Annotated in this window: 9 protein-coding genes; 8 read left to right on the forward strand and 1 reads right to left on the reverse strand. The window is 65.8% G+C overall.

The window, feature by feature from the left end; genetic code table 11:
- Window positions 1–29 precede the first annotated feature (29 nt).
- The 6 genes from ACPFL9_RS07105 to ACPFL9_RS07130 all read left to right on the forward strand — a co-directional run bounded on the left by ACPFL9_RS07105 (window position 30) and on the right by ACPFL9_RS07130 (window position 10,309).
- On the forward strand, window positions 30–734 hold the full coding sequence (locus tag ACPFL9_RS07105; RefSeq protein WP_426006660.1) for a hypothetical protein: 705 nt from the start codon (window positions 30–32) through the stop codon (window positions 732–734).
- Window positions 731–5,173, forward strand: coding sequence for an FtsK/SpoIIIE domain-containing protein (locus ACPFL9_RS07110; protein ID WP_426006661.1), 4,443 nt, complete (start codon window positions 731–733; stop codon window positions 5,171–5,173). The genes ACPFL9_RS07105 and ACPFL9_RS07110 overlap by 4 nt, the downstream gene beginning before the upstream one ends.
- Window positions 5,174–5,262: 89 nt before the next feature.
- Window positions 5,263–5,913, forward strand: coding sequence for a hypothetical protein (locus ACPFL9_RS07115; RefSeq protein ID WP_426006662.1), 651 nt, complete (start codon window positions 5,263–5,265; stop codon window positions 5,911–5,913).
- 40 nt (window positions 5,914–5,953) lie between these two features.
- Window positions 5,954–8,239: an NAD-dependent DNA ligase LigA gene (gene ligA / locus ACPFL9_RS07120; protein ID WP_426006664.1), complete on the forward strand. Its 2,286-nt coding sequence runs from the start codon at window positions 5,954–5,956 to the stop codon at window positions 8,237–8,239.
- Window positions 8,236–9,093 (forward strand): inositol monophosphatase family protein, encoded by an 858-nt coding sequence (locus ACPFL9_RS07125; protein ID WP_426006665.1) that lies wholly within the window; start codon window positions 8,236–8,238, stop codon window positions 9,091–9,093. Before ligA ends, ACPFL9_RS07125 begins: the two co-directional genes overlap by 4 nt.
- A 7-nt stretch (window positions 9,094–9,100) precedes the next feature.
- Window positions 9,101–10,309, forward strand: coding sequence for an AAA family ATPase (locus ACPFL9_RS07130; RefSeq protein WP_426006667.1), 1,209 nt, complete (start codon window positions 9,101–9,103; stop codon window positions 10,307–10,309).
- A 10-nt stretch (window positions 10,310–10,319) separates the two neighbouring features.
- On the opposite strand, the gene ACPFL9_RS07135 is transcribed toward ACPFL9_RS07130, so the two are convergent.
- Window positions 10,320–11,687 carry an LLM class flavin-dependent oxidoreductase gene (locus ACPFL9_RS07135; protein WP_426006668.1) on the reverse strand — a complete coding sequence of 456 codons (1,368 nt, stop codon included), beginning with the start codon at window positions 11,685–11,687 and terminating at the stop codon, window positions 10,320–10,322.
- A gap of 287 nt (window positions 11,688–11,974) precedes the next feature.
- Here ACPFL9_RS07135 and ACPFL9_RS07140 point away from each other — a divergent pair, with 287 nt between their 5' ends.
- The gene (locus tag ACPFL9_RS07140) at window positions 11,975–12,487 is read left to right on the forward strand and encodes a GNAT family N-acetyltransferase (RefSeq protein ID WP_426006669.1); all 513 of its coding nucleotides are present in this window, start codon (window positions 11,975–11,977) and stop codon (window positions 12,485–12,487) included.
- Between the two features lie 54 nt (window positions 12,488–12,541).
- Entirely contained in the window at window positions 12,542–12,934 is a 393-nt protein-coding gene (locus ACPFL9_RS07145) for a RidA family protein (protein WP_426006671.1), read from the forward strand.
- Window positions 12,935–12,967 lie beyond the last annotated feature (33 nt).

Raw genomic sequence — 12,967 nt, forward strand, 5'->3', positions numbered from 1 at the left:
ATCTACATTCCACTCAGGAGGCACAGATCATGGGAAATCTAGCAATAGATTTCTGTGGCGAATGGTACGAACCATCCGACGAAGACATTTTCAATATCGGCCGTGAAGGCGACCTGGAAGTCGACGACAACCCGTACCTTCACCGGCGTTTCCTGCAGATTGCCCGCTACGACGGCATCTGGTGGCTCAGCAACGTCGGCAGCATGTTGTCGGCGACCATCGCGGACGGCTCCGGCGGCATGCAGGCCTGGCTGGCCCCCGGGGCGCGGATTCCGTTGGTCTTCAGCCACACCAACGTCATCTTCACGGCCGGCCCCACCACGTACGAGTTCGCCGTGCACCTGAAGACACCGTCTTTCAGGCATGAAGCCCGGGACCAGGACCAAGCCGGGGACACCACCATCGGCCCTGTGGTCTTCACCGATTCGCAAAAGGCGCTGATCGTGGCCCTGGCCGAGCCCATGCTGCGGAGGGAAGGGACCGGTTTCAGCGCCATCCCGTCCTCTGCCGAGGCAGCCAAACGGCTGGGGTGGGCGCTGACCCGCTTCAACCGCAAACTGGACAACGTGTGCGACAAGCTGGACCGCGTGGGCGTGGTCGGTTTGCGCGGTGGGGCCGGAAAACTGGCCACCAACCGACGAGCACGCCTGGTGGAACATGCCGTCACGTCCCATCTGGTGACACCGGCAGACCTGCACCTCCTTGAGACCATGAGTGGAGCCGACGAAGGATGAAGTTCCGTTTGACCCTGCGCCGGGACCCCGCGGAAGCGAAGGACCTGGCCGTGACCGTGGACGGCCGGGCAACGGTGGCGGACATCGCCACGGAGCTCTGGGTGTCCGACCCCGCACGGAAGGGGACCGAACCGCCGTCGAACCTTTCCATCAGCGTGGACGAGGCGTTCGTCGGCGGAGGGCTGTCCGGGCGCGTGCTCAACCCCGCAGACAACCTGCTCGAGTCCGGTCTGCGGCCCGGTTCCAAGGTGTCGCTGACGCAGGTCAGCGACCAGTTCGCGGACAACCGCAGCAACCGTGGAGCCGCGGCCGCCACGTTGCGCGTCATGTCAGGGCCCGACGTCGGACGCGAATTTTCGCTGCCGTTCGGCACCAGCTACATCGGCCGGGACCGGGACGCCGACATCCGCCTCACGGACCCGCTGACGTCCAAGCGCCACGCACGCATCACCGTCGGCGAGACCGTGGAAATAGTGGACACGAACTCCGCCAACGGACTCCTCATGGACGGGCTTCCCGTCACCCGGGCCACCCTCGAATCGTCCGACACCGTGACCTTGGGTGATACGACCGTGGGGGTCGTGGCGCTGTCCAGGAACCACGGTGGCGGCCCGACCTCACCCCTGGTGGACTTCAACCGCTCACCGCGGGTCCTGCCCCGCTTCGAGTCGCCCAAGCGCGTTCCGCCTGCCGGTCCCAAGCGACCGGACCACCAGCCGTTCCCGTACATCATGCTGATTGCGCCGCTCCTCATGGGTGGCGTTCTCTTCGCCGTCACCCAGAACCTTTTGTCCGTGCTGTTCATGGCCATGATGCCGATCTTCATTGTGGGGCACTATGTGGACCACAAGATGCAGAGCAAGCGCCAGGCCAAGGAAGGCCTCAAGCAGTTCCGGGCGGCGATGTTGGCCTTCCGGGAGGACATCGACCGCCAGCAGAACATCGAGCGGGCGGTCCGGTTGCAGGAAGCACCGTCCGTCAGTGACACGGTGGATGCCATCTACAAGCTCGGACCCCTGCTGTGGACCAACCGTCCTGAGCACCAGCAGTTCCTGGGTGTCCGGTTCGGGCTGGGCTCCGCGCCGTCGCGGATCCAGTTCGACGAGCCCGGAGCCAACGACACCGAACCGAAGTACATGAAGGAAATCCAGGAGTGCCTGCAGCAGGTCCGGGTCATTGAAGGCGTGCCCATCGTGTCCCAGCTGCGTACGTCCGGCTCGTTCGGCGTGGCGGGGGAGCGTTCCGTGGTTGACGACGTCGCCCGGGGCATGGTCCTGCAGCTCGTCGGCCTTCATTCACCGGCCGAACTGGCGGTGGGCGCCCTGACTTCCGGCCGGTCCCGGGAGCGTTGGGACTGGTTGCAGTGGCTGCCCCACGTGGGCTCGGGCCACAGCCCGTTGTCCGGTGACCACCTGGCTGCAGGTCCCGGGGCCGGTGCTTCGCTGTTGTCCCGTCTGGAGGACCTCGTGGAACAGCGGGAAGCCCTGGCCAAGGAGCCAGGACCCCAGCCCCGGCCTGGTGTGAAGGACGAACACGAGGAACTTCCCGCTCCGGTGGTTCCTGCCGTCCTGGTGGTGGTTGAAGACGACGCTCCCGTTGACCGCGGACGGCTGACGCGCCTGGTGGAACGCGGACCCGATTTTGGCGTGCACGTGATGTGGGTGGCCGCCACCGTGCAGTCCCTGCCGGCCGCCTGCCGCGACTTCCTCTCCGTCGACGGCGACCACGGCACCACCACGGGACAGGTCCGCCTGGGCCGGCACACCTACCCGGTGAGCTGCGAAAGCCTCGACGCCGAACTCGCCACTCAACTGGCCCGCATGATGTCTCCGCTGGTGGACGTTGGAAACCCGCTGGAAGACGACTCCGATCTTCCTCGTGCGGTGTCCTACGCGACATTGACGGGCAAGGAACTCATGGACAACCCGCAGGCGGTTGCCGAACGGTGGCAGGAGAACAATTCCGTCCACGCAACGGCGGTGGCAAACCGCAAAGACAACGGCAGCCTGCGCGCCCTGGTTGGTTCAAAGGGCGTCGAACCCTTTTACCTGGACCTCAAGAACGAGGGCCCGCATGCCCTGGTGGGCGGTACTACAGGTGCCGGCAAATCGGAATTCCTGCAGTCGTGGGTCATGGGCATGGCAGCGGCCTACAGCCCGGACAGGGTCAGCTTCCTCTTTGTCGACTATAAGGGCGGGGCCGCTTTTGCGGACTGCGTCAACCTGCCCCACACCGTGGGCCTGGTCACCGACCTTTCACCCCACCTGGTGCGGCGGGCGCTGACCTCGCTCCGCGCCGAACTCCACTACCGTGAACGGTTGCTGAACCGCAAGAAGGCCAAGGACCTCCTGGCGTTGCAGCGGGAAGCGGATCCGGAAGCTCCGCCCTACCTGATCATCATCGTGGACGAATTCGCCGCGCTGGCCACGGAGGTTCCGGAGTTCGTCGACGGCGTGGTGGACGTTGCCGCGCGTGGCCGGTCCCTGGGCCTGCACCTGATCCTGGCCACACAGCGCCCGGCCGGTGTCATCAAAGACAACCTGCGGGCCAACACCAACCTTCGCGTTGCCCTGCGCATGGCCGACGAAGTGGACGCCGTGGACATCCTGGGCGTTCCCACCGCAGCCTATTTCGACCCGTCCATTCCCGGGCGTGGCGCTGCCAAGACAGGTCCTGGGCGGGTCCAAGGCTTCCAGACCGGCTACGCGGGCGGCTGGACCACGGACAAGCCCCAGCGTCCACGGATTGACATCGTGGAGATGGCCTTCGGCTCCGGGGCGTCCTGGGAGCCGCCACCTGCTACCGACGTCGTGGAGGAACCCGCCGGTCCCAACGACATCGCCAGGATGACCGCCAACATCACCCGGGCGGCCGATGCCCTGGCCATTGAACCGCCCAGGAAACCATGGCTCAACGAGCTCGCCACCACCTACGATTTCTCCAAGCTGCCCAACCCGAGGAGTGACGAAAGGCTCCTCCTGGGCGTGGCGGACGACCCTGCCCACCAGGACCAGCCCACGGTGTTCTACGAGCCGGACAAGGACGGCAACATGGCTGTCTACGGTACGGGCGGCTCGGGTAAGTCGGCTGCGCTGCGGGGGATTGCCATTGCTGCTGCCGTGACACCCCGTGGCGGTCCCGTGCATGTGTACGGAATCGACTGTGGTTCGTCGGGCCTCAAGATGCTCGACGGCCTCCCGCACGTGGGCGAGGTCATCAACGGTGACGACGTGGAACGTGTTGGCCGGCTCCTGCGCTGGCTCAAGGACATCGCGGACGATCGCGCCGCCCGGTATGCCGAGGTCAGGGCCGCCACCATTGTGGAGTACCGGAAACTCGCCAACCGTCCGGACGAGAAGCGCATCTTTGTCCTGGTGGACGGCATGTCCGCCTTCCGTGAGGGCTACGAGTACAGCAACCTGTCCGCGCTGTGGGACATCTTCCTTCAGTTGGCTACCGATGGACGCCCTCTGGGCATCCATTTGGTGGTGAGCGGTGACCGCACCAACTCCGTGCCGGCGTCCCTCCTGGCCTCCATCCAGAAACGGTTGGTCCTCCGGCTCAGCTCGGAAGACGACTACATGACACTGGACGTGCCCAAGGACGTCCTCACTGCGGCCTCACCCCCGGGCCGTGGGTTGCTGGACGGTTTGGAAGTCCAACTGGCAGTCCTGGGCGGCAACTCCAACCTTGCCTTGCAGGCCCGTGAAGTATCCAAGCTCAGCCAGGCCATGCTGCGCCAGGGCCTGGAACAGGCTCCGCAGATCCAGCGCCTGCCGGACATGGTGGACCTGGATATCCTGCCCGCCGGCTTGTTGGACAACCCGGTGATCGGCGTGGATGACGAGACCCTTGGTCCGGCTTCCATCGCCGCCAAGGGTTCGCTGCTGCTGGCCGGCCCTCCGGGCGCCGGTCGCACCGTGGCCCTGGTCACGCTGGCTTACGCCATGCGGAAGTCGAACCCGCAGACGGACCTGGTCTACATTGGTTCCCGCCGGTCCGCCGTGGCCACGTTGAACATCTGGAGCCGTTCGCTGGTGGGACCGGATGAGGTCTCGGACGTCGTGGACGATCTCATCGACAAGGCCACCGATAATCCGGGCAGCATGGCGATCTTCATCGAGGGCCTGACCGAGTTCACGGACACCCTCGCCGAGTCCGGCATCGGACGCCTGGTGACGGCGGCGATCCGGGCCGACCAATGGGTGGTGGGCGAATCCGAAACCTCCACCTGGTCCCAGGCATGGTCGCTGGCCCAGCCCTTCAAATCCGGGCGTCGCGGCTTGCTGCTCAACCCCGGGGACGTGGAAGGCGACAGCCTTCTCAATACATCCCTGGGGCGCATCAGCAAGGACTTCATTCCGGGACGTGGCTACATCGTGGGCCGGGGCAAGGTTCGGAAACTCCAAGTGGCCATGCCGCCGGAGAACCGAAGCTAGGATTTGCCTCAGGACGGCCCCGTGTAGGAGGATGCCGGAAACATCCGGACCGCCTAAGCGCCCCAACGCCCCCAGCGAGGTCACGTCCCATGCATGCCACTGTTCTTCCTGCCGCCACGCCGTCCGCCCGGCGCCGCCTGCCTGCCGTTGTTGCGGGAGTGCTTCTTGCAGCAGGAGCGCTGCTGATCCCGCAGGGGGCTGCACAGGCAGCCCCCTGCAACGGGAAGTCAGCCCTGCCCTGCCCCACCCTGTCAGCTCCGTCCGAGCCCACTCCGACGGAGCCGGGCCTGGCGCCCGAGGCAGGCAGGACGAAGCCCGCACCCAAGCCGGAACCCACGCGTGTGCGGGAACCCGCACCGGCACCCGCGTCGCCTGCCCCTGCAGCGCCCGCACCTGCCGTCCAGGCCCCGCAACCGGCTGTTGTCCAGGCTCCGGCAACGGTGGCACCCGAGGTGGTGGCGCCGTCGTCGGCTCCTTCGGTGGGGTCCCCCACGCCGTCGGCAAGCCCCACCTCCACAGCCAGCCCGACGCCGTCCTCGACGCCAACTGCGACGAAGTCCTCCAACTGGAACACCCCGATCGACCAGGGCAAGGAGACACAGGCCGCCGTGATGGCTTCCGGCAGCTTCACCGGCCCCAACATGGTGGGGCTTTTCGGCATCATGGGTGTGGTGCTGCTGGTGGGCCTGGGCGGACTGGCGTTCGCCCTCTGGAGCAGGAACCGTCTGTCGTCCCACTGACTGCCGACATATTGTCGTTGGCGTGCGGCAAGATAGACCTGTGAGCACACGCGAGAAGACAGATCCGGTCGACACCAGCAGCCAGGAACCCGCCGCAGCCGTCGCAGCCCTGGAGGGCGCAACGCCGTCGGAGGCCTTGCGGGACGAGTATGAGCACCTTGCGGACCAGGTCCGCAAATACCGGTATGCCTACTATCAGGAAGACGAGCCGCTCGTTTCCGATGCCGAGTTCGATGAGCTCTACCGCCGCCTGGAAGAACTCGAAGCGCTGCACCCGGAGCTGGTCTCCAATGATTCGCCCACCCAGGAAGTCGGCGGCGAGGTCTCTTCCGCCTTCGCGGCCGTGCAACACCTGCAGCGGATGTACAGCCTGGACGATGTCTTCTCACTTGATGAACTCGAAGCCTGGGTCCGCAAGGCTGAAGCGTCCGCGGCCAAGCTCGGGGACAGCGTTCCACCCATCGCATGGCTGACCGAGTTGAAGATCGACGGCCTGGCCGTGAATCTCTTGTACCGGGACGGCCAGCTGGTCCGTGCCGCCACGCGCGGCGACGGCACTACCGGTGAAGACATCACCCACAACGTCCTCACCATCAAGGAGATCCCGCGCAGGCTCAGCGGCTCCGGGTATCCCTCCGAGGTGGAGATCCGCGGCGAAGTCTTCATCCCTTCAAAAGCATTTGCCGAATTCAACGAGGCGCTGGTGGCAGCAGGCAAGGCGCCGCTGGCGAATCCCCGCAACGCCGCTGCAGGCTCGCTGCGGCAGAAGGACCCTGCGGAAACAGCCAAGCGCCCGCTGAGCATGTTCGTCCACGGCATCGGCGCACGCGAAGGCCTGGACGCCAGGAGCCAGTCCGAAACCTATGCGTTGCTGGCCGGATGGGGACTGCCCGTGAGCCCGTACTTCAAGGTGCTGGATACATATCAAGGCGTCCTGGAATTCATCGCCCACTACGGCGAGCACCGCCATGACCTCCTGCACGAAATCGACGGCATCGTGGTCAAGATCGACGACTTCGCCACCCAGCGCGCCTTGGGTTACACCTCGCGCGTGCCGCGCTGGGCTGCCGCCTACAAGTACCCCCCGGAGGAAGTCCACACCAAGCTGTTGGATATCGCCGTCAACGTGGGCCGGACCGGCCGCGTCACGCCCTTCGGACTGATGGAACCGGTCAAGGTGGCAGGCTCGACCGTGGGCATGGCCACGCTCCACAACCAGGATGTGGTCAAGGCCAAGGGCGTCATGATCGGCGACATCGTGATCCTGCGCAAGGCAGGGGACGTCATCCCGGAGATTGTTGGCCCGGTGCTGGCGCTCAGGGACAAGCAGGATCCGCCGGTGCGTGAGTTCGTGATGCCCACCGAATGTCCCTCCTGTGGCACGCCGCTGGCCCCGGCCAAGGAAAGCGACGTTGATATCCGGTGCCCCAACGCCAAATCGTGCCCGTCGCAGCTGCGTGAGCGCGTGTTCCACGTGGCCAGCCGTGGCGCCTTCGACATTGAGGCATTGGGGTGGGAAGCCGCCGTCGCGCTGACCCAGCCTGCCGAACCGGAAACCCCGCCGCTCACCAGCGAGGCAGCGCTGTTCAGCCTGACCAGGGAAGACCTTGCCAACGTCCTGATCCGGCGGGAAAAGAAGTCCAAGGGTGTGGGCACGGGCCAGTACGAGCTCGTTCCGTACTTCTACACCCGGGGAAGTGCCAAGACCCCGTCCAAGCCCACCGCCACCACGGAAAAACTGTTCGCGGAATTGGAGAAAGCAAAGCAGCAGCCCTTGTGGCGTGTCCTCGTGGCCCTCTCCATCCGGCATGTGGGACCCACGGCATCCCGGGCGTTGGCCACCAACTTCGGCAGCATGGACGCCATCCGGAATGCCACGGAAGAGCAGCTGGCCCATGTGGACGGTGTGGGACCCACCATCGCGGCTGCACTGAAGGAATGGTTTGCCGTGGACTGGCATAACGAGATCGTGGACAGCTGGGCAGCTGCCGGGGTGCGCATGGAGGACGAACGCGACACCGCGACTCCGCGCACCTTGGAAGGCCTCACCATTGTGGTCACCGGTACTTTGCCCAATTTCAGCCGCGACGAAGCCAAGGAAGCCATCATCATCCGCGGTGGGAAGGCATCAGGATCCGTCTCCAAGAACACCAGCTACCTGGTGGCGGGGGAGAGCGCGGGCAGCAAGCTGGACAAGGCGGAGCAGCTGGGCATCCCGGTCCTCGATGAGGACGGATTCCGCGACCTCCTCGCCAACGGGCCAGCCACCCCGGAGGCCGGAGACGATGCCGGCGAGTCCCAACCGGTGGAAACTGCAGCCCAATGACGGCGCACGGATCCAACGCCGGCCACCAGGCCACGGATGTGCGGGACCTGCTGGCGGTGGCAAAATCTGCCGCCGCTGCCGGCGCTGCGGTTCTGTCCCGCAGATCAGCCGGCGGCACAGGCGGGGAGGAGCTTGGCGTCTCCAACAAGGGAGACGCCGGTGACTGGGTGACCGAATTCGATGTCGCGGCGGAAAACGCGGTCCGTGAGGCCATCACTGCCGCCCGTCCCCGGGACTTCATCACGGGAGAGGAACACGGCACCACCCGGCCGTCGGAGCCATCGGGCTACCGGTGGTCCATTGACCCGCTGGACGGCACCACCAACTTCATCCGGAACATCGCCTACTACGCCACATCGGTAGCCGTGGCGGATTCCGACGGCGTCTGGCTGGCCGGCGTGGTTCACGCCCCTGCGCTGGGCCGGGTGTACTCCGCAGCCAAGGGCCATGGCGCGTGGCTGGACGTTGCCGGACAATCCACGCGCCTCACCGGCCCGGTTCCGGGGCGGACCGGACTCATCCTCGCAACAGGCTTCAGCTACGACCCTGCCACGCGAGGCAGCCAGGTGGCGGGCCTTGCCAGTTTGATGGAGGGCTTCGCGGATGTGCGGCGGCTGGGTTCCGCGGCCCTGGACCTGTGCCTTGTGGCCGATGGAACGTTCGATGCTTTTGGTGAACGCGGCCTGAACGAGCACGACTTCGCCGCGGGTGCGCTGGTTGCCGAGGAAGCCGGGTGCTGGGTCCGCAGGCCCAAGCTGGACAGCCCGCTCGACGGCGGACCCCGCGCCGAGGACCGGTTGGCGGCGTGGACCTGTGCCGCGACGCTGGAACTGTCCGGCCGCTTCCCCGTATGACCTGTCCATGATCCGCACGCTGGCCATCGCCAACTACCGCTCCATCCGGGACCTCACCCTCGAACTCCATGGCTTGGATGTGGTGACCGGGGCCAACGGCAGCGGCAAGTCGTCGCTGTACCGCGCACTCCGGCTACTGGCCGAGTGCGCCGGGGGTGACAACGGCAACGTGGTGGGGTCGCTGGCCAGGGACGGCGGGCTTCCGTCCACCTTGTGGGCCGGACCGGAATCCATCAGCGAGGCCATGCGGCGCGGGGAAGTGCCCGTCCAGGGGGCCGTCCGCAGGGAAGCGGTCAGCCTCAAGCTGGGCTACTCCGGTGACTCCTTTGGCTACTTGGTCGACCTGGGACTCCCGGTACCGGGCGGTGGGTGGTTTGACCAGGACACTGGCAGGCCCAGGCCCTCCGCGTTCATGCTTGACCCTGAAATTAAGCGCGAGCAGATCTTCTCGGGGCCGGTGGCCAGGCCCGGCTCACTGCTGGTGGACCGGAAGGGGAGCCTGGCCAGGCTCCGCGATGCCGACGGGCAATGGACAGAGCTCTCGCGCCGCCTGGACACGTTCCAGAGCATGCTGACCGAAGTCTCGGACCAGGACCGGGCCCCGGAAGTGCTGCGGGTCCGGGATTCCGTGCGGTCCTGGCGCTTCTACGACCATTTCCGTACGGACGCCGACGCCCCCGCGCGTCAGGCGCAGATAGGCACCCGCACACCCGTGCTCCACCACAGCGGCAAGGACCTCGCCGCGGCCCTCCAAACCCTTCGCGAGGTGGGCTTTGAGCGGAAGCTGGATGCCGCCGTCGAGCACGCCTTTCCCGGCAGCCGGTTGTCGGTGGCGGTGGCCGAAGGCCGTTTCAGCGTTGAGTTGCGGCAACCCGGCATGCTGCGCCCCATGTCTGCTGCCGAGCTGTCGGACGGGACCTTGCGTTTCCTGCTCCTTACCGCGGCGTTGCTGACACCCAGGCCCCCGGAGTTGATGGTGCTGAACGAGCCCGAAACAAGCCTCCATGTGGATCTGATGCCGGCGCTGGCCGGACTCATTGTCCAAGCCAGCGCCAGCAGCCAGATCATTGTGGTCACGCACTCGGAGGCCCTGTTGGCTGCCCTGCGGACCAGTGGCGCCGCCCATGAACACGAGCTTTACAAGGACCTGGGCGAGACCAGGATCAAAGGGCTCGGGTCGCTGGAGGGGCCGCTGTGGTCGTGGCCCAAACGCTGAAGCCCAGACCCTAGAACGCCGAGCCGATGGACGTCAGGCGAGACCCTTCTTTCCCCTCATAGCGGTTTGCGGGGCGTTCCAGGCCGTAGTGTCCGCGCAGGGTCGAGGCAGTGTATTCGGTACGGAACAGGCCTCGCTGCTGGAGGATCGGCACCACCTGGTCCACGAATACTTCCAGTCCCGATGGCAGGACCGGGGGCATGATGTTGAAGCCGTCCGCCGCGCCGGCCACGAACCAGTCCTGGATCGCATCCGCGACCTGCTCGGGGGTGCCGGAGAACGTGCGGTGTCCGCGGCCACCACCCAGGCGGCCGATCAGTTGCCGCACCGTCAGTTGTTCGCGCCGGGCCAACTCCACGATCAGCGTGTAGCGGCTCTTGGCGCCTTCGATGTCGTCCTCGGACGGGAGGTCTGCGGGAAGCTGCCGGTCCAGGGGAAGGTCCTCGGGGGACAACCGGAGTGTCTTGGCCAGTTGTTCCCGGGCGTATTCGGGCTTGATCAGTTCATCGAGTTCCCGTTCCAATTTCAATGCCTCGGCCTCGGTGGAACCGATCACGGGGACGATGCCCGGGAGGATTTTGATGCCCTCAGGATCGCGTCCCACGGCCAGGGTCCGGGCTTTCAAGTCCGAATAGAAGGCCTGTGCATCGGCCAGGGTCTGGTGGGCCGTGAACACTGCCTCTGCGTAGCGGGCGGCCAGCTTGCGTCCATCCTCCGAGGAGCCTGCCTGGACAATCAGCGGGTGGCCTTGCGGTGAGCGCGGAACATTGAGGGGACCGCGGACCCGGAAGTGCTTGCCTTCGTGGTCGATGGTGCGGATGGTCCCGCCGTCACCCCAGACACCTGCTTCCTTGTCCGCCAGGATCGAGTCGTCCTGCCAACTGTCCCAGAGTTTCTGTGCCACCTCGATGAACTCGGCCGCGCGTTCATACCGGACGGCATGGGCGGGCTGGTCGTCCACGCCAAAGTTCCGGGCGGCGTCGGGACCTGCGGTGGTGACGACATTCCAGCCTGCCCGGCCTCCGCTGACCCAGTCCACGGAAGCGAAACGGCGGGCGAGGTTGAAGGGCTCGTTGTAGGTTGTGGACGCTGTGGCAATGAGGCCGATCTTCTCCGTGGCTCCGGCCAGGGCGGTCAGCAGCACGGTGGGCTCCAGCTTCCCGGCAGGGCGGCGCCCCACTTCGCCATACAGGACGGGGGAGTCGGCGAAGAAGATCGAGTCGAGCTTGCCGCGCTCGGCGGTCCTGGCCAGGTGCTGGTAGTGCCCGGTCCTGGTCACTGCCAGGGGATCGCTTTCCGGCAGGCGCCAGGAGGCTTCGTGGTGTCCTGTGCTCATCAGGAAGGCATTGAGGTGCAATTGGCGTTCGGGAGCAGCCATGGTTTTCTCCTCGGATTTGTCGGATGGGGTGCTTTGGTGGGGGATTGCCGGGCCGGCGGTGTGGCAACTCAAGCACGCCCGGCGAGGAAGATGCCAGCGCCGGGACACAAGCCTGAAACGGCGGGAAATCCTGCTTCACCCGGCGCAACCGGACTCAACGCAAAGCCATGCAAAGCAACAAGCCGGTACCTCCCGCCGTCGTGGATTTTCGTTAGATGACTGATAGTTCGGTCACGGAAAGCGGCTTTTGGCGCAATCGGCACCGGAGGTGCCACTACCATTGACTGGTGCTTTCGCCGATTACCATCCGCCCCGCCCTGCCCGAAGACTACGACGCCGTTGGCCGCATCACGCTCGACTCGTACGTCACGGCGGGGTACTACGGCAGCGCAGACCACCCGTACCTTCAGGAACTGAAGAACGTCGCCGGCAGGGCAAAGCATGCCGATGTCCTGGTGGCCGAGCGCGACGGCGAAATCATTGGCTCCGTCACGGCCGCACCCGCAGGCGGAGGATTCTCGGACATCGGGCTCGAAGGCGAACTGGAACTGCGCACCCTCGTCGTGGACCCGGCCGTGCAGCGTTCCGGGGCCGGCCGCGCCTTGGTGCAGGCCGTCGTCGAGCAGGCCCGGGCGACCGAAGGAATCGACGCCGTATGCCTCACCACCGGTGCCACGTGGGAGAGCGCCAATGCCCTCTACCAGCGCACCGGCTTCGACCGCGCCCCCGAGCGTGATTGGTTCGTTCCGGGTACCGACATAAAGCTGTTCGTTTACAAGCTTGAGCTTTCCCAGCCTTAAAGTTTTCCTCGGATACCCCGGCAACAGGCCGGGAAGCGACAGGAAAGGCGCGCAATGCGCAAGACGTACGGCTCGGGCTCGGTCTGGGAGCAGACCCTTGGCTACTCACGTGCAGTCCAGGTGGACAACACTCTTTTCATTTCCGCCACGGCGGCTTCCGGACTGGTTGATGGCCAACAGGCGATAGTTGGTGACGACTTCTACTCGCAGACGAAGTACATCCTCGAAAAGCTCGGCGCCGTCCTGGAAGAAGCCGGTTTCTCCTACGAGGACGTTGTCCAGTCCAAGCTGTACCTGACGGACATCAGCAAGTGGGAAGACGCCGGCCGTGCCCACGGTGAGGTGTTCGGGGAGATCCGCCCCACCCTTTCGCTGGTCCACGTCCTGCCGTTCCTCGACCCGCAGATGCTCGTGGAAATCGAACTCGTAGCCCAAAAGCCCGCGTAAGCACCCAACTGGGTCGCATTTGTGCGCGTTTTG

The sequence above is a fragment of the Paenarthrobacter sp. NyZ202 genome (assembly GCF_049860755.1).
In the GTDB taxonomy this organism is placed as follows: Bacteria; Actinomycetota; Actinomycetes; order Actinomycetales; family Micrococcaceae; genus Arthrobacter.

Excerpts from the sequence above, each read along its gene's own strand:
- ACPFL9_RS07125 (WP_426006665.1), top strand. The coding sequence starts at position 8,236 with ATGACGGCGCACGGATCCAACGCCGGCCACCAGGCCACGGATGTGCGG.
- ACPFL9_RS07115 (WP_426006662.1), top strand. The coding sequence starts at position 5,263 with ATGCATGCCACTGTTCTTCCTGCCGCCACGCCGTCCGCCCGGCGCCGC.
- ACPFL9_RS07145 (WP_426006671.1), top strand. The coding sequence starts at position 12,542 with ATGCGCAAGACGTACGGCTCGGGCTCGGTCTGGGAGCAGACCCTTGGC.
- ACPFL9_RS07130 (WP_426006667.1), top strand. The coding sequence starts at position 9,101 with ATGATCCGCACGCTGGCCATCGCCAACTACCGCTCCATCCGGGACCTC.
- ACPFL9_RS07135 (WP_426006668.1), bottom strand. The coding sequence starts at position 11,687 with ATGGCTGCTCCCGAACGCCAATTGCACCTCAATGCCTTCCTGATGAGC.
- ACPFL9_RS07110 (WP_426006661.1), top strand. The coding sequence starts at position 731 with ATGAAGTTCCGTTTGACCCTGCGCCGGGACCCCGCGGAAGCGAAGGAC.
- ACPFL9_RS07105 (WP_426006660.1), top strand. The coding sequence starts at position 30 with ATGGGAAATCTAGCAATAGATTTCTGTGGCGAATGGTACGAACCATCC.